This is a genomic window from Chitinophaga agri (genome assembly GCF_010093065.1).
GTDB classification, from domain to species: domain Bacteria; phylum Bacteroidota; class Bacteroidia; order Chitinophagales; family Chitinophagaceae; genus Chitinophaga; species Chitinophaga agri.
Genome location: NZ_CP048113.1, coordinates 5,582,574 through 5,604,429 on the forward strand (window position 1 = coordinate 5,582,574; position 21,856 = coordinate 5,604,429).

The 21,856-nt window shown below is 45.7% G+C and carries 20 protein-coding genes and 1 tRNA gene; 10 read left to right on the forward strand and 11 right to left on the reverse strand.

The window, feature by feature from the left end; translation table 11 throughout:
- Positions 1-60: 60 nt before the first annotated feature.
- Together GWR21_RS22360 and GWR21_RS22365 are read right to left on the reverse strand one after the other, a co-directional pair.
- Positions 61-927, reverse strand: a complete 867-nt coding sequence (locus GWR21_RS22360) for an aldo/keto reductase (RefSeq protein WP_162333896.1) — start codon at positions 925-927, stop codon at positions 61-63.
- 65 nt (positions 928-992) lie between these two features.
- Positions 993-1,862 (reverse strand): helix-turn-helix domain-containing protein, encoded by an 870-nt coding sequence (locus GWR21_RS22365; RefSeq protein WP_162333897.1) that lies wholly within the window; start codon positions 1,860-1,862, stop codon positions 993-995.
- A gap of 189 nt (positions 1,863-2,051) precedes the next feature.
- Between GWR21_RS22365 and GWR21_RS22370 the strand changes: the two genes are divergently transcribed.
- Positions 2,052-2,639, forward strand: a complete 588-nt coding sequence (locus GWR21_RS22370; RefSeq protein WP_162333898.1) for a Crp/Fnr family transcriptional regulator — start codon at positions 2,052-2,054, stop codon at positions 2,637-2,639.
- Positions 2,640-2,689: 50 nt separating this feature from the next.
- Here the strand turns inward: GWR21_RS22370 and GWR21_RS22375 are convergent, their stop codons facing one another.
- The 4 genes from GWR21_RS22375 to GWR21_RS22390 all read right to left on the reverse strand — a co-directional run bounded on the left by GWR21_RS22375 (position 2,690) and on the right by GWR21_RS22390 (position 4,425).
- Positions 2,690-3,274 carry a hypothetical protein gene (locus GWR21_RS22375; protein ID WP_202928980.1) on the reverse strand — a complete coding sequence of 195 codons (585 nt, stop codon included), beginning with the start codon at positions 3,272-3,274 and terminating at the stop codon, positions 2,690-2,692.
- Between the two features lie 176 nt (positions 3,275-3,450).
- Positions 3,451-3,822: a nuclear transport factor 2 family protein gene (locus GWR21_RS22380; RefSeq protein WP_162333899.1), complete on the reverse strand. Its 372-nt coding sequence runs from the start codon at positions 3,820-3,822 to the stop codon at positions 3,451-3,453.
- A 67-nt stretch (positions 3,823-3,889) separates the two neighbouring features.
- A complete protein-coding gene (locus GWR21_RS22385; RefSeq protein ID WP_162333900.1) occupies positions 3,890-4,090 on the reverse strand; it encodes a hypothetical protein in 201 nt (66 codons plus the stop codon).
- Between the two features lie 260 nt (positions 4,091-4,350).
- Positions 4,351-4,425, reverse strand: a tRNA-Glu gene (locus GWR21_RS22390).
- Between the two features lie 173 nt (positions 4,426-4,598).
- On the opposite strand from GWR21_RS22390, the gene gap reads away from it, so the two are divergent.
- The 4 genes from gap (at position 4,599) to GWR21_RS22410 (ending at position 11,438) form a co-directional block, all read left to right on the forward strand.
- Positions 4,599-5,615: a type I glyceraldehyde-3-phosphate dehydrogenase gene (gene gap, locus GWR21_RS22395; protein WP_012789070.1), complete on the forward strand. Its 1,017-nt coding sequence runs from the start codon at positions 4,599-4,601 to the stop codon at positions 5,613-5,615.
- A 116-nt stretch (positions 5,616-5,731) separates the two neighbouring features.
- Entirely contained in the window at positions 5,732-6,928 is a 1,197-nt protein-coding gene (locus GWR21_RS22400; RefSeq protein WP_162333901.1) for a phosphoglycerate kinase, read from the forward strand.
- Between the two features lie 85 nt (positions 6,929-7,013).
- Entirely contained in the window at positions 7,014-8,270 is a 1,257-nt protein-coding gene (gene dctA / locus GWR21_RS22405; RefSeq protein WP_162333902.1) for a C4-dicarboxylate transporter DctA, read from the forward strand.
- 39 nt (positions 8,271-8,309) lie between these two features.
- A complete protein-coding gene (locus GWR21_RS22410) occupies positions 8,310-11,438 on the forward strand; it encodes a sensor histidine kinase (protein ID WP_162333903.1) in 3,129 nt (1,042 codons plus the stop codon).
- A gap of 57 nt (positions 11,439-11,495) precedes the next feature.
- On the opposite strand, the gene GWR21_RS22415 is transcribed toward GWR21_RS22410, so the two are convergent.
- From GWR21_RS22415 to GWR21_RS22425, 3 genes are read right to left on the reverse strand one after another with little or no spacing between them, the layout of a single operon-like run.
- Positions 11,496-12,284, reverse strand: coding sequence for a TPM domain-containing protein (locus GWR21_RS22415; protein ID WP_162333904.1), 789 nt, complete (start codon positions 12,282-12,284; stop codon positions 11,496-11,498).
- A 37-nt stretch (positions 12,285-12,321) separates the two neighbouring features.
- Entirely contained in the window at positions 12,322-12,777 is a 456-nt protein-coding gene (locus tag GWR21_RS22420) for a TPM domain-containing protein (RefSeq protein ID WP_162333905.1), read from the reverse strand.
- Between the two features lie 11 nt (positions 12,778-12,788).
- Positions 12,789-13,379 (reverse strand): LemA family protein, encoded by a 591-nt coding sequence (locus GWR21_RS22425; protein WP_162333906.1) that lies wholly within the window; start codon positions 13,377-13,379, stop codon positions 12,789-12,791.
- 427 nt (positions 13,380-13,806) lie between these two features.
- On the opposite strand from GWR21_RS22425, the gene GWR21_RS22430 reads away from it, so the two are divergent.
- Positions 13,807-14,271: a response regulator gene (locus GWR21_RS22430; RefSeq protein ID WP_162333907.1), complete on the forward strand. Its 465-nt coding sequence runs from the start codon at positions 13,807-13,809 to the stop codon at positions 14,269-14,271.
- A 12-nt stretch (positions 14,272-14,283) separates the two neighbouring features.
- Here the strand turns inward: GWR21_RS22430 and GWR21_RS22435 are convergent, their stop codons facing one another.
- The gene (locus GWR21_RS22435; protein WP_162333908.1) at positions 14,284-15,507 is read right to left on the reverse strand and encodes a FecR family protein; all 1,224 of its coding nucleotides are present in this window, start codon (positions 15,505-15,507) and stop codon (positions 14,284-14,286) included.
- Positions 15,508-15,562: 55 nt separating this feature from the next.
- Complete coding sequence (locus GWR21_RS22440) at positions 15,563-15,928, reverse strand: RNA polymerase sigma factor (protein ID WP_162333909.1); 366 nt, start codon at positions 15,926-15,928, stop codon at positions 15,563-15,565.
- A 176-nt stretch (positions 15,929-16,104) separates the two neighbouring features.
- Here GWR21_RS22440 and GWR21_RS22445 point away from each other — a divergent pair, with 176 nt between their 5' ends.
- From GWR21_RS22445 to GWR21_RS22460, 4 genes are all read left to right on the forward strand, one after another.
- Positions 16,105-17,475: a dipeptidase gene (locus GWR21_RS22445; RefSeq protein WP_162333910.1), complete on the forward strand. Its 1,371-nt coding sequence runs from the start codon at positions 16,105-16,107 to the stop codon at positions 17,473-17,475.
- Positions 17,476-17,549: 74 nt separating this feature from the next.
- Positions 17,550-17,942 (forward strand): RNA-binding S4 domain-containing protein, encoded by a 393-nt coding sequence (locus tag GWR21_RS22450; RefSeq protein ID WP_162333911.1) that lies wholly within the window; start codon positions 17,550-17,552, stop codon positions 17,940-17,942.
- Positions 17,943-18,046: 104 nt separating this feature from the next.
- A complete protein-coding gene (gene lysA, locus GWR21_RS22455; RefSeq protein ID WP_162333912.1) occupies positions 18,047-19,267 on the forward strand; it encodes a diaminopimelate decarboxylase in 1,221 nt (406 codons plus the stop codon).
- Positions 19,268-19,496: 229 nt separating this feature from the next.
- Entirely contained in the window at positions 19,497-21,833 is a 2,337-nt protein-coding gene (locus GWR21_RS22460; protein ID WP_162333913.1) for a GAF domain-containing protein, read from the forward strand.
- Positions 21,834-21,856 lie beyond the last annotated feature (23 nt).

Genomic DNA, 21,856 nt, shown 5'->3' on the forward strand with positions numbered 1-21,856 from the left:
AATAACTCATATCATTCAAACAGGGATAATACATCTGTACTATCCCTGTTTGTGTTGGTATTACTGCGCTTTAGTCAATCCATCCAGTTCTTTCATGTCCTCGGCGGTCAGTGCGATACCAGCTGCCTTTATATTCTCTTCAAGGTGAGCGACGCTGGAAGTACCCGGGATCAGCAGAATATTATCTGCGTGATGTAATAACCAGGCCAGTGCCAGCTGATGCATGGTTACCTGCTTACGGTTCGCAATGTCTTTTAGTTGGCCTTCTAACTGTACCATCCCTCCGCCTATCGGGAACCATGGGATGAAAGCGATACCCTGCGATTTACAGTATTCCAGTACCGGCTTCCACTGCCGATCCAGCACGCTATAGCGGTTCTGAACAGACGCCACCTTAAAATGTTGCTGCGCCAGCTTAATATCGTCCACAGAAACTTCTGAGAGTCCCAGATGTCTGATCTTACCTTGTTGTTGTGCTTTGGCAAGAAAGTCAAAGCTGATCTCAGCAGGTACCTTCGGGTCAATGCGGTGAAGCTGGTAAAGTGCTATCTGCTCCAGTTTCAGTCTGCGTAAACTACCATCAAGTGCATCCTGTAAATGTTGTGGACTGGCGTCGTTGTTAATATCTGCCCATGGGCCGAAACGTACAAGCCCACCTTTAGTACCCACGACTATATGTTCCTGATAAGGATGTAATGCTTCAGCGATAAGCTGTTCAGAAGTAAACGGGCCATATTGATCAGCAGTGTCAATGAAGTTTACGCCCAGTTCAACAGCCCGTTGTAATACGTCAATTGAGTGCTGCGGATTCTCTGGCATTCCCCATATCTGCGGACCAGTTATACGCATAGCGCCATAGCCCATGCGATTGATCTCGAGATCGCCACCTAATAGATACGTTGATTTAAAGCCTGATGATGTCTTCATATGAACAATTTTATGAGGACAAAGCTAGGTAGGCTGGTGTTGTCAGTCAAAGACTTTTCAAAGGACTATTTATACTTTTCAAAGTTCTTGCGGTAGTCAAGAGGAGTGATGCCAGCATGCTTTCTAAAGAAGCGATTAAAATAGCTCTGGTATTCAAATCCGAGTCCTGATGCGATATCAGCTACGCTATAATCAGTATAACTCAGTAATGATTTCGCTTCTGCAAAGAGCCGCTCACTGATGTGCGTGGTGGTTGACTTACCTGTGGCTTTTTGCACAACCATATTCAGATGGTTAATGTGAACGGCAATACGGTCGGCAAAATCGGCTGCTTTCTTCAGTGCTATAGGCTGAAGGGGCATGTCAACCGGGAACTGCTGGTTGAGCAGGCGGATGAATTCGTTGACTACCCTGGAAGCGCCAGTATCTGTCTGCTTTTCAGTACGCCGCATCTTTATAGCCTCATGAAATATCAGACTAAGATGGCTGCGGAACAGCTCATCCTTGTCAGCATAGTCCATATCGGCCTCGGCCCGCATACGCATGAATAGCCCTGTCAGGAATTGTTTTGTAGCAGTGTCAGGAAAGTAGACAGGAGAGTCCTGCGTGGTAAACAGGCGATCTGTAAGGCCGGAGAGCTGTGCACTGGTGCGAATGAACTCATCGTTGAAAACACAGAAATATCCGTCGGAAGGAACCTGCCTTTCAGGTAGGGTCCAGTTATAGGGCACTATAGGGTTGACCAGTACCAGTACTGGACGGTCAATATAAATATCTGGCAATGAGCCATACCGAAGGCTGCATGGCGAACCTTCCGTCACAAGACTGATCTTATAGAAATCTCTGCGGTTATAAGAGTCAAGTGTGCATTTGCCCTCATTGATCCCAGCTACCCTGAATTGTCCTTTTGCCTTTTTTGTCGCTAATGCTGCCATTTGCCAAATTTATACAATTCAAATAATATCCTGGCACCCGGACAGCTCACTATATGGGTGAAACATTTGTTAAATTGGTAGCAGGTTTTAACTTAAGTTAACATGTAGTGAAGTGTGATTGGTGAAATTGGGTTTTTTTGTTGGCTACGATAGTTTCAAAGAGAACGTAGACTTTTTATTAAAACGATTATGACTGCAAATAATGAGATCCTCGCACAGCACCTGAAGAACTTTGCTGCATTATCGGATAAGGATATTGCGGAAAGCGAGGCATTCTGGAAAACGCGTAAGATCAGGAAAGGTGAATTCTTTAATATGCAGCGTATGGTCTGCAATGATCTCGGATTGGTAGTAAGAGGTATCTTCCGCATTTACTATCATGATCCAAAAACGGAATCAGATAAGAATATTTTCTTTTTTTCTGAAAATCAGTTTGTCGTTTCCTTTAGAAGTTTCATCTCCCGGAACCCTTGCTGGTACTTCATAGAGGCGATGGAGGATGCGGAAATTATCTTTATTTCCTATAGAGATCTCCATCACCTTTATGAAAGGAATACCAACTGGCTGCATTTCGGAAAGCTGCTGGCAGAATTGTTTTTTGCATATGCACAGACACGTGCGGAAGAGTTTATGTTCTTCTCACATGAAGAGCGATACCTGCGGCTATTAGACGAACATCCAAATATCATTGAACGGATTCCCGCGTATCATATTTCCTCTTTTCTGGGTATTACTAATCCGTCGCTCAGCAGGATCAGAAAACGCCTGAAAAAGTAACTGTATGTCTTGTTTGAGCTGATGCCGGCGACGCTGACTGAAGATTGCTGTTAAGCCGTTGTCTTCCTATTAGCAGTGCCAGATAGACGGAATGCGGCAAGCAGATAGTAAAAGGCGCCAAAGGCTGCATATCCGGCGAGGCTGTGGATACCCATCGTTGGTGCATGAGCCATCACGATGAAGGAAGTGCCGCCGAGTACCGATTGCCCTCCACTAATGATCATCGGCCATTGGCCTCCTAATAATTTACGGCGGCGTAGACCTAGCACCAGCTGGATGAGTCCTGTACCGATGGCCCATATACCAAACACGATCAATGCTGCCGGGATACCTTTTTGTAAGGCAAGACCCACAGCTATTGTAGTAATAGCACTGATCACAGCATTTACATATTGAGGTGTTTTGGATGCACTATTGCGGTTTGCCTGTATATCCAAGAAAGTACCTGCTACATCCCAGGCCGGATAAATGATCAGCAGCGTATAAGCCAGTGCCGTAGAGGTGTTAGCAAATAGCGAAACAAGGATCACCCAGGTGATGGAAAATGCCGCACGGAAAAAGTATAGTCTGCGTAATGACCGGGCAGTTTCAATTGATTGACTGTCTATTGACGCGTTATAAGATGATGTTGACATGACTTCAGATTTTTAGTGTGTTGTCATGTCAAAGGTCCGGAGTACTGGCCAGTTTAATTTTCACCTAAGTTAAAATCGTGAATAAGTGATAATATGCTGTGCCATGCGATACGGCCTATGCTTTAAGACGTGTGCGGTATAAAGTATTCCCGGGTGTAGATAAACAGTGCAGATCGTTACATTTTCTTTGGAGACCTGTTATAATAGAACTTCTCGCTTTCTATTAATCCTTCATGCCAGTGTTGCACAGATACCTGTATCCGCTTGCTGGATTTACCTGTTTCTTTGTTGGTGAAGTTCATTTCCCATTCGCTGAAAACAACATTGCCGGCTTCGTTGATCGCCTGATCTATCAGGATATAGTCAAGATCAAAAAGATCGAGTATCATTTTTTCATGTTCTATACACGCTTCTTTTCCTTGCCTCGGGCTATCTTCATTCTCCTGCATCTGTACATCATGTGCATAGAATAACTCCATGGCCTTTAAGGTGTCATGGCTGATGATAAGGTTATTCAGTGTATGTACGTTCTCTTTTAGTGTGGTCATGCGGAAAGTTACGACGAATAAGTTGAATGGGAGCGGCGTGTTAATTCCGTTATGCTTAAAAGGCAGATTACATAACGTTGGAAGACTTTCTCCAGAACCGGATGGAAAGGACCATGAAAATTACAGACATACAGATAGCGAATGGAAGTATTGACATCCTGTTATTGGCAATATCGGGAGCATTTGAAGTTAATATTCTGAATGTTTCTTTCAGCGCTCCAAATGTCATGAGGCTCATGAATATTGCATAAATTTTCCACTTGTTCATGTGTAGATAGGGATTTATATATTTCCGGGAAGATTGGTAATACAGCAAAAGGGAAAATATTTTGATGTTACCTTTTAGTTGTTAGTACGACAGGCAGTACAAGTATACTTTCCTTTCATTCTCCCGCAAAACTAATAGTTTTCCCTTGCTTTACAGCTTTGGGTCTTGATAAGGAGTCTTCCACTCCATCGCCCAACTGGCGCACGAATTACCACAAAAGAAAAACGGCAACAATACTTTCGTATTGTTGCCGTCCTCTTTGGTACCGCGTACGGGAGTCGAACCCGTCATTCCTCCGTGAAAGGGAGGCGTCTTAGCCGATTGACCAACGCGGCTAATCTTTAACTCCCCTTAGACATGATCACCATGTTTAAGGGACTGCAAAGGTAAGCGGTATTTTCATATTTCCAAAAAAAAGTTGCTTAACTTAAATTTATATTGCTTTATCCCACTATAGCTTGTAAATTCGCTACTCAATTTTTTTCAATCTCAACAAACTCAGTGTAAAATGGGAACTACTCTTAAAATCGGTATTAATGGTTTCGGTCGTATTGGCCGCTTAGTATACCGTCAGATCTACAAGATGCCAGGCATAGACGTGGTAGCTATTAATGACCTTACAAGTCCCGCTGTATTAGCTCATCTGCTGAAGTACGATTCTGCACAGGGTCGTTTCGATTCAGAAGTTAAGCATTCTGATAACGCCATCACAGTTGACGGTAATGAGGTAAAAATATACGCACAGAGAGATCCTTCACAAATTCCCTGGAAAGAGCATGGTATTGATGTGGTGATTGAGTCTACAGGTTTCTTTGCAGACAAAGATAAAGCAGCAGCTCACCTGACTGCTGGTGCTAAAAGAGTAGTTATCTCTGCTCCAGCTACCGGCGATCTGAAAACAGTTGTTTTCAACGTAAACCATGATATCCTGGATGGTAGCGAAACTATCATCTCCTGCGCTTCATGTACTACTAACTGTCTGGCTCCAATGGCTAAAGTACTGGATGATTCCTTCGGTATCGAACTGGGTACTATGACAACCATCCACGCTTACACCAACGACCAGAACACCCTGGATGCTCCTCATCCAAAAGGTGACCTGCGCCGTGCACGTGCCGCTGCAGCTAACATCGTTCCTAACAGCACCGGTGCTGCTAAAGCAATCGGTCTGGTACTGCCTTCCCTGAAAGGTAAACTGGATGGTAACGCACAGCGTGTTCCAACTATCACCGGCTCCCTGACCGAACTGGTGTCTGTTCTGAAAAAGAAAGTAACTGCAGAAGAGATCAACGCTGCTATGAAAGCTGCTGCTAACGAATCTTTCGGTTATACCGAAGATGAGATCGTAAGCACTGACATCGTTGGTATCAACTACGGTTCTCTGTACGATGCTACACAGACCAAAGTTATCACTGTAGGAGACAAACAACTGGTGAAAACCGTGTCCTGGTACGATAACGAAATGAGCTACGTATCACAGCTGGTACGTACCGTTAAGTACTTCGCGGGTCTGATCAACAAATAAGCCTTAACGCTATATTGTAAATGGTGAATGGTAAATGGTGCGCGTCGCAAGCCATTCACTGTTCACCATTTACGTTTTATTTTGAGCACACTTCTCCACTTTAAAATAATTGAATAATGAGTCAATTCTCCGACTTCAACTTCAGCGGCCACAAAGCTGTGGTACGCGTAGACTTCAACGTGCCGCTTAACGATAAATACGAGATCACTGATGATACCCGTATGACCGCCGCTGTACCAACTATCAAGAAAATTCTGAAAGATGGCGGAAGCGTTATCCTGATGTCTCACCTCGGCCGTCCAAAAGATGGTCCTACCGAGAAGTATTCCCTGAAGCACCTGGTATATCACCTGGTTAAATTACTGGATGGTGTAACAGTTAAATTCGCGGAAGATTGCGTTGGTCCCGTAGCAGAAACAGCAGCTGCTAATCTGCAGCCTGGAGAAGTGCTCCTGCTCGAGAACCTGCGCTTCCATAAAGAAGAAGAAAAAGGTGATAAGGCCTTCGCTGAAAAATTATCTAAACTGGGTGATGTATATGTGAACGATGCCTTCGGTACCGCTCACCGCGCACACGCCTCTACAGCGGTCATCGCTGAGTTCTTTGCTGCTGACAAACGCATGTTTGGTCTGCTGATGGAAGCGGAAGTAAGCAATGGTGAAAAAGTACTGAGCGGTGCTGGTAAACCATTCACTGCTATCCTGGGTGGCGCTAAAGTAAGCGACAAGATCCTGATCATCGAAAACCTGATGGAAAAAGCTAATAACATCATCATTGGTGGCGGTATGGCTTACACCTTCCTGAAAGCACAGGGTAAAGAAATCGGTAACTCCCTCGTGGAAAACGATAAACTTGACCTGGCCCTGGAACTACTGGCTAAAGCTAAAGCTAAAGGTGTTCAGCTGATCCTGCCTGTTGACTCAGTAGCTGCTGATAAGTTCGCCGCTGATGCAAACACGCAGATCGTTAGCAACGATAACATCCCTGCTGGATGGATGGGTCTGGACATAGGAGAAAAATCCGTAGCACTGTTCAGCGAAACTATTCAGCAATCAAAAACGATCCTGTGGAACGGTCCTATGGGCGTATTTGAAATGAAAGCTTTCCAGAACGGTACCAAAGCTGTTGCTGATGCTATTGTGATCGCTACTTCACAGGGTGCCTTCTCCCTGGTAGGTGGTGGTGACTCCGTAGCTGCGGTAAACCAGTTTGGCCTGTCTGAGAAAGTTAGTTATGTATCTACCGGTGGTGGTGCTTTGCTGGAGTTCTTCGAAGGTAAAGTCCTTCCTGGTATTGCAGCTATCAAAGGCTAGTCACCTACCCGTTATATTAAAAAGACGCTTGGCGCAGCATACTTCCTGGTATGCGGCGTTAAGCGTTTTTTTGTATCTTGATCGTATGAGTAAACTGTTCCGCCATCTCTATTTCCAGGTTATTATAGCTATCCTTATCGGTATTATCACTGGCGCCCTGTTCCCCTCCGCTGCCCCTACCGGTAAAATGATGAGTGAGGTTTTTATCAATCTGATCAAAATGCTCATTGCCCCTATTATCTTCCTTACCATCGTACTTGGTATCGCCCGTATGGGTGATATGAAAAAGGTCGGCCGCGTAGGAGGAAAGGCCCTGCTCTATTTTGAGATTGTTACCACATTAGCTATTGTCATAGGGCTCTTAGTTGCCAATATCCTGAAGCCCGGTGCCGGAATGGTCCCTCGGCAGGAGCATGCCGCCGAAGTGGCTAAGTACCAGCAACAGGCATCCGGCTTCAGCTGGTCTGAATTTCTCATGCATATCGTTCCTTCCAATGTGGTAGATTCTTTTGCTAAAGGCGATATTATTCAGGTGCTCGTATTTGCTATCCTGTTCGGCTACGGACTCACTAAAATGAAAGAAACGGGTAATTCTCTGCTAACCACCTTCGAAAAACTGTCGCAGGTCTTTTTCAATATACTTAAGTTCATTATGCGCCTGGCCCCTTTGGGTGCCTTTGGAGGTATGGTATATACGGTGGGTAACTTCGGGCTGACGGCTTTATACCCCATGCTTAAACTACTGGGATGTGTCTATCTCACCATGTTCCTCTTCATTTTTGTTATACTGGGACTGATCGCCTGGAAATATGAGTTCAGCCTGTGGAAATACCTCGTATTTATCCGGAATGAACTACTGATCGTACTCGGTACCTCCTCTTCGGAATCTGCCCTGCCGGGACTGATGGAGAAACTGGAAAATCTGGGATGTGCCAGGCAGATCGTCGGATTGGTGGTCCCAGCAGGTTATTCTTTCAACCTCGACGGTACCAGTATTTATCTTTCTATGGCAGTGATATTTCTGGCTCAGCTTTCTAAAGTACCTTTAGACCTCGGACAGCAGTTGACGATAATCGGTATACTAATGATCACTTCGAAAGGAGCTGCTGGCATCACTGGTAGTGGCTTTATTGTACTGACATCAACGCTTACAGCCATGAAAGTGATACCGCTGGAAGGGCTAGGGGTGCTGATAGGAGTAGATCGCTTTATGTCCGAAGCCCGTGCCATTACTAACCTGATAGGAAACGGCGTAGCAACGATTGTCATGGCTAAAAGCGAGGATGCATTTGATCTCGGAAAATATATAGCAGCTACCAGTAAACCACAAAAAACAACTTAACGTTTTCACCTCTTGACGAAGCTGTACTTATCGAAATATTTGTGTATATCAGCCTTTCTGCTCTGGCTGATGATCGGGCCATGTGCATTTGTGAAAGGGCAAGGCTCGTCTTACACATTCTCTCATCTGGACCGGACTGACGGTCTGGCCAGTAATCACGTGTCCGCCATACTGCAGGACAGCAAAGGGTTTATCTGGATCGCCAGTACTGCCCTTCAGCGTTATGACGGTATTAACCTGCTTACCGTAGCCAGTTTTGATAAAGTACCAGGCTCTATTTACTACGATGATATCTGCCTGTGTGAAGATAATAAAGGTCGCATCTGGATGGGCGCGCCGGATAATATCCGCTACTATGATCCGGCTACTGCCACTGTTTCTGTGTTGAAAATAGATATTCCGCCCTCCATACATGGAAGCCTGAGTTGCAGCCGTATCATTCAGGACCATGCGGGTGTTATATGGGCTACCACACAGGAAGGATTGCTCCAATATGACGACGTGCATAACCGTTTTGTTAAACCTGTCAATATTCCTGAGTCAATCCGGCGGGACCTGTATAGTACCATTATTGAAGACCGGAAAGGCAACCTGTGGATCAGCGGACGTAAAGGCATCTATAAGCTGGATCCATCGCGAAAGCGTCTCTATTATGCTGATAATAATCCTGAAAACGACCCGTTGCTAGCTATCCGAAGTAGTGTCAGGCGGTTTTATCTGGATGGGCAGCAACGTATGTGGATAGCAACCCGCGGAGGTGACTCCCTGTATCAGTATATCCCCGATACCCGTGACTTTCATGCATTCTCCTTCTCTCTGCCATTTGCCAACGGGAATATGGTGACCGATATCATTGCTGACAGGGAACAGGATATCTGGGTCTCCACGGAGAATGGTGGTATCTACAGGTATAATGAGCGATCGGGTAAGTTTGATACCAATATCCGGTCGAATAATGAAGATGATCAGGACCTGCACTATGACTTTGAAGTGAACTGTTTCCTCAATGACCGTAATGGCCGTCTATGGGTTGGAACCGATCTGGGAGTGAACATCCTGAGTATGCCTGCCGGCTCTTTCCGGATCATGGACCATCGCACCACATTTAAAGGAACAGACGAGCGGTTGCCCCGGGCTGAGGTCACTGGACTCTTCCAGGATAGTCATGGAAATATCTATGCCGGTTACTGGGGGAGAGGCATTTGCTGGCTGAATCCCTCCCTTGACCTGATGGGGCAATATCTGCATGATGCCAAAAGTCCCGCTTATCAGCTGCCGGAAGAGCGTAGCCTGGTATGGAGCTTTGCTGAATTGAGTGACGGGAAGGTATTGGTAGGACAGGAAAATGGCCGGCTTTCTGTATTCGATCCCAATAAAGGAAGATTTCTGCAGCACTATCATGTGCCCATATTCGGAGATCAGACGCTGATGACCATGTCTCCGGAAGGAGATTCTATCGTATGGATAGGCTTATATAAAAGAGGACTGGTAAAATGGAATACTGATACAGATTCCTTCACGGCTTATCCCAGTCTGCTGGAATATGTGAACAGACCGATCACCGTCATGGATATTGCCCGTAGGCATGACTCTGTGCTCTGGATCGCTACCAGTGATGCCGGGTTGCTCCGGTTTAATAGTCATAACGGACAAGTGAGTGGTTCGGAGGTCTTTACGCACGATAAATACACAGTCAGCAATATTACCTGTATTGAGTTCCTGGATGATACTACACTCATCGCAGGAACTGATCATGGCCTCTGGGTTTACAACACAGATAAAGGAACTGCCCGCCCGCTGATGATCAATGGGGCACTCTTTAATGAATGGGTCCTTAATCTGCAGGTCAATGATACGCTGGGCGTCTGGTTCAGTACGCAGTATGGTTTCTATCACTTCAACCGTAACCAGGGCGCTATAGAAACATTTGTACAGACAGGCGACATCATCGATAATAACAGAAAGGTGCGCAGGTCGGTTAGTATGCTGCTGGACGGAAGGCTGATGGTGGGTGCATCAGATCACTTTGTGATCTTTGATCCGAAAGTCCTGCAGGTAGCGCCGCCGCCACCGGATGTGACCATTCTCAGTTTCCGTACTATGGATAGTGTGGTCAATCTGGGTTTGGAAAGAGGTCGTTACGCCCCTGTGACACTTTCTTACCGGCAGAACTTTATCAGTATAGAATTTAAGAGTCTGCTCTACCACCATGAAGCGGTCGGCTATTTATACCAGATGGAAGGGGTGGATGAAGGATGGGTAAAAGCGGAAGGTTTACTCGTAGCCAGATATACCAATCTGCCACCCGGCAGTTACCTGTTTAAGGTACGTAGCGTGAATCCTGCCGGTACATTTTCTACGGGTATTACCACACTGACGATTAATATCCTGCCCGCCTTCTGGCAAACAGCGCTCTTCAGGATACTATGTGTATTACTGATCGTTGTGCTGGTCTATGTCTACTTCAAACTACGTGTGAATGCTGTTAAAAAGGAGGCCCGCCGGAGAACGGCTATCCAGCAGCAGATCGCTCAGCTGGAAATGAAAGCACTACGTGCGCAGATGAACCCACACTTTATTTTCAATGCACTGAACTCTATACAGACATTCATGATGAAACGGGAAACGGAGCAGGCATTGTCTTACCTGGGGCGTTTTGCCCGGCTGATCAGGAATGTACTGGATAATTCACAGATGAACAGTATTCCTATTTCCAACGAACTACGTATGCTGGAAAACTATCTGGAACTGGAAAAACTGCGTTTTGGAGATCAGTTCAGTTATGCGATTTCTGTAGATGACGAGCTGGATCCTGACTTTACAGATATACCTACCATGATCTTACAACCGTTTGTGGAAAATGCTATCTGGCATGGATTGCTGCACAAGAAAGGAAACGGACACCTGTCTATTACTTTCCATAAACGTGAGAAGAGCCTGCTTTGTGTGATTGAAGACAATGGGGTAGGAAGGGAGAGGGCCGTTGCGCAGCGTCAGCAGGGTAATGAACATCATTCCCGTGGACTACAGATCACTAGGGACAGGCTGGCATTATATAACAGACGTTTTAACCTGGATGCCACTTTTGAAATAGAAGACCTTTACGATGAAGCCGGACAGCCCAATGGAACGAAGGTAAATGTCTGGTTTCCACTGAGTGAAGTATAAAAAAACTCCGCCAGGAATACCTGGCGGAGTTATAATAATGAGTCAGTTATACTGTGTTTACCAGTTTCCGCTGGCACCACCTCCACCACCGGAGCCGCCTCCGAAGTCAAAGTCGCTGCCACCGCCACTGTCTCCACCGCCCCATCCACCAGAGCCACCACCACCAAAGCCACCGAAGCCGCCGAGTCCACCAATGGGGCCCATCCAACCTCCGTAACCTCTTCGGCTAACGGTAGTGCCTCCACCACCTCCACCACGGTTTCTCATGATGATGAGAATAACAATGATGACAAAAAGACCCATAAAGAGTGCATTCTTGTTTTTACTCTTGCCTGACTTTATACCAGTGCCTTTATACTCTCCGGCGGCCGCTTTAATGATCATGTCAGTGGCTTCATCAAAGCCGCGGTAAAATTGTTGTTTGGGGAAATTAGGCCTGATCGCTTCATCAATGATTCGGTTAGCGATAGCATCCGGAATGACGCCTTCCATTCCATAACCGGTTTCTATCCGGACCTTTCTGTCCTCGATAGCCGCGAGTATAACGATACCATTGTCTTTCCCCTTTGTACCTACACCCCAGTCACGAAGTATTTTGAGTGCTACTTCGCTGCTTTCGTAGTCGCCAATGGTTTTCATCGTTACGATTACGATCTGGGTAGAGGTACTGTCATTGTAGGCGCGGAGTTTCTGCTCCAGCATTTCGGCTTCATTGCCTAATAATACGCCTGCCAGGTCATTTACTGCCCGTGGAGGACTAGGTCTGGGCGGAATGTTCTGTGCCCTGACAGTCAACCCGGAAATCAATAATAAAACCAGCCATAACCAGCATATTTTCCTCATCATATAAAATTTTACAGTCCGGCAGGAACCAGCCTGTCGCTTATCTGCCGATCACTATATCGTCTGGTAATTCGTTTTCATCGTCCCCTTCAAAAGGGAAATACCGGCAAAGCGATTCCCCAATTTCCCTGATACATGTGTCAATACCGGCTATCAGTTCATTCCTGGAGAAATGGCTGACTAGTAACTCCGCTTCTTTTACCCAGAATGCGGAGCCTACTTTTTCGTGTATGCCTTTGTCGCCCAGTATGGCAAATTGCCGGTCTTTCAGAGCGATATACAGGATAACGCCATTTCTGCGTTTAGTGTTTCCCATGCCCAGCCGCAGGAATATTTCCTTTGCGCGCTCCATGGGATTGACGTATTTACAATGGCTCTCCACATATAATCTTATCTCCCCACTCGTGAGTCTTTCGGCATCACGTATAGCCTGTACCAGTTGTTGCTTTTCAGCTTCCGTCAGTAGTTCTTTTCTTTTGAATGGGAATATGCTCATGCCGGTTGCTTTTAGAATTGCACTTTAGGAGCACTATCAGCACCAGCCTGTGCTTCGAAGTATGGTCTCTGCTGGAAACCACCGAAACCTGCGATAATGTTATTAGGGAAAGTGCGGATACCGCTGTTATATACTCTTGCTACTTCGTTGAAGTCTTTACGCGCCACAGCAATGCGGTTTTCTGTACCTTCTATCTGAGCCTGCAGATCTCTGAAGTTTTGGTTAGCCTGCAGTGTAGGATACTGCTCAGATACCATCATCAATCTGCCCAGTGCCTGGGTCAGTTGCCCCTGTGCTGCCTGGTACTGCTGGATTTTCTCTGGAGTCAGATCGTCTGCTTTCACCTGGATAGACGTAGCTTTCGCACGTGCTTCTATCACCTGTGTGAGTGTTTCTTTCTCGAAATTTGCTGCGCCCTTTACTGTAGCCACGAGGTTAGGGATGAGGTCCATTCTACGTTGATACTGGCTCTGTACAGTACCCCAGGAAGTTTTTACAGACTCGTCAAGATTCACGATCTTATTGTACTTAGAGATACCACAGCCGCCAAATAATACTACAACGGCAATGATAATTACGATTACGAGCGTGCTTTTTTTCATTTTTATCAGAATTTAAGTTTAAACCAGGTTGTTTATAGATTTATATGCAACAGTACCATTTCATTTTGGTTTATCGTAACTTAGGAATGCAGTTTGGGGGCATCCATGTGAACCTCCATGAATAGTCTGGATAGTAATAGCAAACATAGGAGCTTTTTTTTAATCTGCAAGGGTATTGAGAAATACGATAAAACGGCATTATTTCACTTTCACAGAAAAGATAGTAGCATTGTCAAAAAAAACGGGCCCTGTATGTACGTTTCTCTATAATTTTAAAGCCATTTCACAGCTGAAAGGGTACGGAACAGCTTGTATTTAAAGAAGTTATCCATAATTAGGTTAGTTTAACCGCTTGTTTTTTCAGTGTTTATCTTTCATTCGTTTGTAACGCGTTTATTGTTAATTATTTGAATCCAAGGTTGCGTCAATGAGTGCACAACACATCCATATCCTGTATATTGATGACGAGGTACATAATTTAAATGCTTTCAAAGCCTCCTTCAGAAGACTATATACGGTGTTTACTGCTACTTCCGCGGAAGAGGCGGAAGAAATACTTGCCAAACAGGATATACAGCTTATTATCTCTGATCAGCGTATGCCGAAAATGACGGGAATTGAGTTTTTCGAATCTATTCTCGACAAGTATCCTGAACCGATCAGGATGCTGCTGACAGGCTATGCTGATATTAATGCGGTGATCGATGCTATTAACAAAGGGCAGGTCTATAAGTACTTTTCCAAGCCATGGAATGATGACGAGTTGAGACAAAACATAGATAAGGCATATGAAGTATATGCCCTTCGTAAAGAAAATAAGGAGCTCACAGCGAAACTGCTGGACGTTAATGAGAAGCTTGAATTTCTGCTCAGACAGAAACTGATCTCCTAGTTTGTTCCCCTGTTATCCTTTCTGCAGCGTAAAGTGTACAGTGCCGTCATAGATCTTGTAATCCAGCTTTTTCTCCCAGCACAGCTCATCCAGGAAATTAGTAATAGATTTCTCTTTTTCAAGATCGCCGGTAAACTGAATATTCGCGATGGCAGATGAAGTGAAGATAACCTTCAGCCCAAACCAGCGCTTTAACACCGGTACAATTTCTTCCAGTGGCTTATTATGAAAGCGGAATATACCGTCTCTCCAGCCAAGAGTAACGTTCTCGTCAAAACGTTTTACCCTAAAACGTTCACCGGGCTTATAAATAGCTTCATATCCCGGTTTTAACGTTACATCAAGACTATCGCCTACATCTGTTACCACGCTGCCTGTTACCAGGGAAGTCGTGATCAGATTGTTATCGTATGAATTCACATTGAAAGTCGTACCAAGTGCGATGACTGACGTTGTGCCCGTATGTACAATAAACGGATGCTTCGGATCGTGAGCCACGGTGAAATAGGCTTCCCCTTCCAGGTATACTTCCCTCGTTTTACCCGGGAAGATGAAAGGGAACCTTAGCGTGGAACTTGCATTCAGATGTACTTCTGTGCCGTCTGACAATTCAATGCGGTAGTCCGTCTTAGGGGGAACAGTCAGCGTATTCCACTCAATAGCACTACTCTGGTAAATAGTGTCATGCGTAATTCGTTTTAATGGCAGGGTTGTAAGGCTGTCAGCAGGCCTGGCCACATCTTCCCCAGGCAGCAGGGCACCTGTTGTACTGCTGATGCTGGCGGCGGTATCTGCCGGAAGTGTGTAATTGATCGTTGCCGGTTTGCCCGCGGCAGTCGTTCTGGGTTGGCGGTATGCAGTAACCGCCCGGGTGATGGATGGCCTGTCAGATAACCTGTAGTGATGTTCCAAGGCATACCAGCCCGCCGCAAATGCGGTAGCTGTCACCAATATAGCGGCTGCTGTACTATGACGTTTCACATAGCTGAATATTCTCGCATGAATGGGCTTCGGAGTAAGGATGGCTGCAATGGTGCACCAGTCGTGCTCTACACGCAGATCATCCAGGAAGGCACTGTCAGTGTAGAGTATGGCCTGTTCCTGTTCATGCCAGCATTTACGAACCTGCTCGTCGGTCTGCATGACCTGTTGGAGCAACTGATCTTCCACTTCACTTAATTCGCCAAGTTGCTTACGCAGGAGTAATGTGTATATATACTCTTGGTCGTATTTCATTTTAGTACCGTGAAGGTGATTGAGGGTTATAAAGTTGTGTGTATCATTGGTCGGGTCACGAATCTAGTAATACAGCCAGTGGATGAGGCAGTGGCTTGGGTATAAGAGCCGGCCCCGTCTTACACGGCAAACAGGCAGTCGCTGTCGTTACCTGCTGCTGCTTCACAGACAGGCATCGCTCATATAAAAGCTGATAGAAAAATCCCCCAGGTGAATGTGCGATCTTTCTGTAGGTACGGTCAAGCCATACTTCAATAAATAGCTGCTGCACCTCCTCTTTTGCTTGTTCCACATTTCCCAACATCTGGCAGGCTTTGAGGCAGAGAGGCTTGTAGTATTTCAGAAAAAAGTATCGATAAGCCTCTAATTTGTTATCCTGTTTAAGCGCGGATAACATGATGGTGTCCTCGCTGGTTTGCATACGATTGGATAATTGGTTGTAGTGTGTACCGGATTCTGTGGTAATTTCGAACAAAAGAATCAGAAAAGTGTTAACGGGCTGTTAACGGGAACAAATTTCGACAGCGGAAACTGACAAATCAATATTTCGGACTTTCCCTTAAATTGCACCTTTCTAAAAGTTTAATTTACTGGAACATGCAAGTTTGGAAAGATTATCAGGTACAGAATAAAGATCGTTTCCTGGAAGAACTGCTGGAACTGCTGCGCATTCCCTCTGTTAGTGCGGACTCCCGCTTTAGCCCGGATGTTAAAAACTGCGCTGAAGCTGTAAAAGCCCGTCTGGAGGAAGCCGGCGCCGAAAAAGTGGAAGTATGCCCTACTGCAGGTCATCCTATCGTATACGGTGAAAAGATCATTGATCCTAAACTGCCTACGGTATTGGTATATGGTCACTATGACGTGCAACCTGCCGATCCACTGGAATTGTGGGACAGTGGTCCGTTCGAGCCTGTGATCAAAGATGAAAAGATCTACGCACGTGGTAGCGCTGACGATAAAGGTCAGTTCTATATGCATGTGAAGGCATTCGAAACTATGTCCAAAACCAACACCCTCCCCTGCAATATCAAATTCATGATAGAAGGTGAAGAAGAAGTTGGTTCTGCTAACCTGGGTATTTTTATCAAGGAAAATAAAGAAAGACTGAAAGCGGATGTGGTGCTGATCTCTGACACCGCTATGCTCAGCCTTGAAAACCCATCCCTGGACACCGGCTTACGTGGCCTGTCCTACATGGAAGTAGAAGTGACCGGTCCTAATCGTGACCTGCACAGTGGCGTTTATGGTGGCGCCGTAGCAAACCCTGCGACCATCCTCTGTAAGATGATCGCTTCCATGCATGATGAAAATAACCACATCACCATCCCGGGCTTCTATGACAAAGTACAGGACCTGAGCCAGGAAGACCGTGATGCCCTGAACGCTGCTCCGTTTGACGAAGCTGAATACAAAGCTGACCTGGGCATAAATGAACTCTGGGGCGAAAAAGGTTATTCCACTATTGAGCGTACTGGTATCCGTCCGACGCTGGAAGTGAATGGTATCTGGGGTGGCTACACCGGCGAAGGATCCAAAACCGTACTGCCTTCAAAAGCATTCGCGAAAATATCCATGCGTCTCGTACCTAACCAGGACTGGGTAGAAATATCTCAGCTGTTCCAGGCTCATTTTGAAAATATCGCTCCTAAGAGCGTAAAGGTAAAGGTGACCACTCACCATGGTGGCAGCCCTTACGTAACGCCAACTGATCATGTAGCCTTCAAAGCTGCCAGCGAAGCGATCAATGCTACCTTCGGTAAGCTGCCGATCCCAATGCGTGGCGGTGGAAGTATTCCGATCGTGGCACTGTTCGAAAAAGAACTGGGCCTGAAAACCATCCTCATGGGCTTCGGTCTGGATAGTGATAACCTGCACTCTCCAAATGAAAAATACGGTCTGGCTAATTTCTATAAGGGTATCGAAACCATCCCTTACTTCCACAAGTACTTTGCGGAAATGAGTAAATAGTCTTATCACACCATATTTTAATAAATTTGAAGGCCGGCTCGTCACAAACGTGCCGGCCTTATATATTATACAAGATGAAAGCAGTAGAAAAAGTAAGACTCGACAAATATCTCTGGGCCATCAGGATCTTCAAATCCCGCTCCCTGGCTTCTGCCGGTTGTGAATCTGGTAGGGTGAAAATGAGTGGCGTACAGATCAAGGCTGCCAGAAACGTGGCAGTAGGTGACACTTACGAAATCAGGACCGAAGGCCGTAAATGGGTGATCCAGGTGACCGCCCTGCTGGCCAACCGGGTACAATATACCGAGGCCATCAAGTTCTATAATGACATTACGCCTGAAGAAGATAAGGCGCAGGCCCGTGAAGCCTCTTTCTTCCAGACCGGTAAACGTCCAAGCAAGATCGGCCGTCCAACCAAGAAAGAACGCCGTGAACTTGACGATTTCATGGAAGGCGAGGAAGAGTAAATAAAAAATATCCGTTTTCAGTAGTAAATTCGCATGCTTTTCGGGCGGCCTTGGCCTATCATCCGTCGCCTGCATGTGAAATTTTGTAAATCATTATCCAATAGATGTCTAAGCAAAGCGATCTTCTCCCTGCCGAATTCCTTGTAAAGGTGGCTGAGGAATTTGGAACTCCGGTATATGTATATCATGCTGAAAAAATAAAGATCCAGTACGAAAAGCTGCAAACGGCTTTCCACAAGACGGATGCTCGCTTTTTCTATGCCTGTAAAGCACTTACCAATATTAACGTACTGAAATATATCAACTCTCTGGGCTGCGGACTGGATACTGTATCCATACAGGAAGTTCACCTGGGCCTGAAAGCTGGTTTCACCCCGGACAATATCATCTTCACGCCTAACTGCGTAGACCTGGATGAGATTATCGCTGCGAAAGATCTGGGCGTCAATATTAACATCGATAATATTTCCATCCTGGAACAGTTCGGTAACCGCTTCGGCGATTCCTACCCGATCTGTATCCGCCTGAACCCGCATATTATGGCGGGTGGTAACTATAAGATCTCCACCGGCCACGTTGACAGCAAGTTCGGTATCTCGATCCACCAGCTGCGTCATATCGAGCGTATCGTAAAGAGTACCAAGCTGAAAGTGACGGGGCTGCACATGCACACCGGTTCCGAGATCAAGGATGTAGACGTGTTCCTGCGTGGCGTTGAGATCATGTTTGAACAGGCTGTTCACTTCCCTGACCTGCAGTTTATAGACCTGGGTAGTGGCTTTAAAGTGGCCTACCAGGCCGGTGATCCTGAAACTGATATCAACCTGCTGGGTAGGAAACTGTCTGACGCTTTCAACAAATTCAGCGCTACCTACAATCGTCCTTTACAGGTATGGTTTGAACCGGGTAAGTTCCTCGTAAGTCAGTGCGGATACTTTGTTGTAAAGGCCAATGTGATCAAACAAACCACCGCTACCGTGTTCGTAGGCGTAAATTCAGGCTTTAACCACCTGATCAGACCTATGTTCTATGATGCGTTCCACCTGATCAAGAACATCTCTAACCCGAAAGGAACAGAGCGGATCTATACCGTCGTTGGTAATATCTGCGAAACAGATACCTTCGGATGGGACCGTAAAATAAATGAAGTGAAGGAAGGTGATTACCTGGTATTCTATAACGCCGGCGCCTACGGATTTGAAATGTCCTCTAACTTCAACTCACGCCTGAAGCCTGCCGAGGTGATGGTAAAAGATGGGAAAGCTCAGCTGATCCGTAAAAGGGATACCCTGGAAGATTTGCTGCGTAATCAGATAGAGATATAGTAGCTAAATAGCTAATACTTAAAATATTAATGCAGATTTGTATAAGCAAATCTGCATTTTTTTTGAAATGTTGTAACCAGTTTTAACATAACTTTGCCAAATAATCACCACACATTCCTGCTTTTACCTGCCACTGTATAACACTGCTAAGTACCTTAAAATATTTTCTCGAGCCATTCGTCTCTTATATTAACAGTATAAGATGAGTGTTTTTTATACATTTTGATTTATGAAAGTTTTATCTGCTAAGTCCGAGGTGTTTACAGAAGAAGAAGTGCTGATAGACAGTCATATCTCGTTCGGTCCTTACGTAAAGTTCCTGAAAGAGAGGGCTGCCCGGAAGTCGGATGCGCGTGCCACTTACTATCAGCATATTGTAAACCAGTTCGAAGGTAATCCCGCCTTATTAAGTCCCATTGCTGGTGCGGACGATCTGTCTGCCTACCAGGAATACCTGGATCTCGTTGTTTCCACCATATTCCCTGTCACAGTTGATATGGATAAAGATATCTATGGCATAGGTATCCCTCACAAATTTGCCATCTTCTACTACTCCGATCTGTTCAAAAAGCTTTTCGCTGCTAACGGTGATAAGCTGGTCGCCGTGCCGGAGGGGATCTCCGTAGAGAAAGTGAAGAAAGACAAACTGGAATGGTTATATAAACTGATCCTGGAAAAAGTATATGACTTCCCGGTAGACTACCGGAATGAGATCATCCATCATGTTACGATACCAGACAGTAATGGTCTGAAGAAATATGTCAAACTGCAGATCGACGCCCGCTTTGTGGATGTCATTGTAAAAGGTGACCTGCCTAAACTCAGTTATGATAACGTTTGCCGTAACAAGTTCTCACTGGATGTCCTGCAGGAAATGCTGCCACTGCGCAACTTTGCGCTGGAAGGATTTGTGATCTGGACTATACAGGATGTGACAAAAGATGAGGTGCAGAACAGTATGAAAAATCTCATACTGAATATGCACGATGGCAATGAACAGCAAACCTACCGCCGCATGGAAGAGGAAGTAGCATCTCTCATGCAGCAGGAAGATGTCAGCGTGCATATTGTACCGATCCCTAAGATCAATGGACGTTATGTACTGGAATGTGATCTATGTGAAAGTGGTGTGATGCTGGGTGTGATCAATAACGGCAAGCAGCAGCAGCAATTATTTCAGCAGCTGCTTGATCATCTGATCCTGCAAAAAGAACCACTGTTTATTCCCGAGGTAACAGAGGCGACTTTGCTGTCTTTCCCTTTCCTGCGCTATCTGCCGCTGAAAGGTATCAGGAGTTATGTGATGGCACCGGTATGGCATGAAGGACAGTTACTCGGCATCATTGAACTGGCCTCTTCCGAACCAAACAAGATCACCGCGGAAACAATGGGCAGGGCTATGCCGGCTTATCCGCTGCTGATCATGATGCTGACCCGCGGCGTAGATGTACTGAATAATCGTATCACCCAGGTGATCAAAGAACAGTTCACCGCCTTACAGCCTTCTGTCGAATGGAAGTTCATTGATGCGGCATGGCACTATCTGCATACACCAAAAGAAGATCGTAAAGACATTGGGAATATCGCATTTGAAGATGTATACCCACTATATGGTGCCGTAGACATCCGTAACTCTTCGACTGAACGTAGTAACGCTATTCACGAAGACCTTCGAGAGCAACTGTTACTGATCAAGGAAACACTGGAACATATCAGTGAGGCTATTTACCTGCCGCTACTGGAAGAACTGAAGTTCAAAAATGAAGAGCTGATCACCGGTATTACCAGTGGGATGCTGTCAGAAGACGAGCTGAAGACCAATAACTACCTGGACGAAGAGATCGGCCCCCTGTTCCGCCATCTGCACGAAAGTCATCCGCTGCTGCAGCCAGCACTGGAGCGTTATTTCTCCCTGGTAGATACAAGCGAAGGACATATCCTGCATCACCGTCAGGAATATGAAGACAGCCTGGCCAGCATTAATACAGAGATCAATAAATACCTGGATAAAGAGAAAGACAATATCCAGCATTCCTTTCCATGCTACTTTGAAAAGTACCGTACGGATGGTGTGGAATATAATATCTACATCGGTCAGTCTATCGCCCAAAACCGCAAATTTGACCTGCTGTACCTGCGTAACCTTCGTCTCTGGCAGATCTCCTCTATGGCAGAAATAGCTAAACTGACCAATAAACTGAAGGCTAATCTGAAAGTGCCGCTGCAGACTACCCAGCTGATACTGGCCCATAGTAATCCGATCGATATTAGTTTCCGCCAGGATGAACGCCGTTTCGATGTGGAAGGAGCATATAATATCCGGTACGAGATCATTAAGAAAAGGATCGACAAAGTGCATATCCGCCAGACGGGCAAACGTCTTACCCAGCCGGGGACTATTTCTATTGTGTATGCCTATGCCAAGGAAATGGAGGAATATCTGAAATACATCACCTTCCTGCAGAATAAAGGTATCCTGCTACCTGATGTGGAAATGTTAGACCTGGAAGATTTACAGGGAGTAAGCGGACTCAGGGCCTTACGCGTGAAGGTAAACATGGACTAATAAGGATCACAAAACAATAGGTC

Coding starts and splice junctions, on each gene's coding strand:
- GWR21_RS22360 (WP_162333896.1), bottom strand. CDS start 927: ATGAAGACATCATCAGGCTTTAAATCAACGTATCTATTAGGTGGCGAT.
- GWR21_RS22365 (WP_162333897.1), bottom strand. CDS start 1,862: ATGGCAGCATTAGCGACAAAAAAGGCAAAAGGACAATTCAGGGTAGCT.
- GWR21_RS22370 (WP_162333898.1), top strand. CDS start 2,052: ATGACTGCAAATAATGAGATCCTCGCACAGCACCTGAAGAACTTTGCT.
- GWR21_RS22375 (WP_202928980.1), bottom strand. CDS start 3,274: ATGTCAACATCATCTTATAACGCGTCAATAGACAGTCAATCAATTGAA.
- GWR21_RS22380 (WP_162333899.1), bottom strand. CDS start 3,822: ATGACCACACTAAAAGAGAACGTACATACACTGAATAACCTTATCATC.
- GWR21_RS22385 (WP_162333900.1), bottom strand. CDS start 4,090: ATGAACAAGTGGAAAATTTATGCAATATTCATGAGCCTCATGACATTT.
- gap (WP_012789070.1), top strand. CDS start 4,599: ATGGGAACTACTCTTAAAATCGGTATTAATGGTTTCGGTCGTATTGGC.
- GWR21_RS22400 (WP_162333901.1), top strand. CDS start 5,732: ATGAGTCAATTCTCCGACTTCAACTTCAGCGGCCACAAAGCTGTGGTA.
- dctA (WP_162333902.1), top strand. CDS start 7,014: ATGAGTAAACTGTTCCGCCATCTCTATTTCCAGGTTATTATAGCTATC.
- GWR21_RS22415 (WP_162333904.1), bottom strand. CDS start 12,284: ATGATGAGGAAAATATGCTGGTTATGGCTGGTTTTATTATTGATTTCC.
- GWR21_RS22420 (WP_162333905.1), bottom strand. CDS start 12,777: ATGAGCATATTCCCATTCAAAAGAAAAGAACTACTGACGGAAGCTGAA.
- GWR21_RS22425 (WP_162333906.1), bottom strand. CDS start 13,379: ATGAAAAAAAGCACGCTCGTAATCGTAATTATCATTGCCGTTGTAGTA.
- GWR21_RS22430 (WP_162333907.1), top strand. CDS start 13,807: ATGAGTGCACAACACATCCATATCCTGTATATTGATGACGAGGTACAT.
- GWR21_RS22435 (WP_162333908.1), bottom strand. CDS start 15,507: ATGAAATACGACCAAGAGTATATATACACATTACTCCTGCGTAAGCAA.
- GWR21_RS22440 (WP_162333909.1), bottom strand. CDS start 15,928: ATGCAAACCAGCGAGGACACCATCATGTTATCCGCGCTTAAACAGGAT.
- GWR21_RS22445 (WP_162333910.1), top strand. CDS start 16,105: ATGCAAGTTTGGAAAGATTATCAGGTACAGAATAAAGATCGTTTCCTG.
- GWR21_RS22450 (WP_162333911.1), top strand. CDS start 17,550: ATGAAAGCAGTAGAAAAAGTAAGACTCGACAAATATCTCTGGGCCATC.
- lysA (WP_162333912.1), top strand. CDS start 18,047: ATGTCTAAGCAAAGCGATCTTCTCCCTGCCGAATTCCTTGTAAAGGTG.
- GWR21_RS22460 (WP_162333913.1), top strand. CDS start 19,497: ATGAAAGTTTTATCTGCTAAGTCCGAGGTGTTTACAGAAGAAGAAGTG.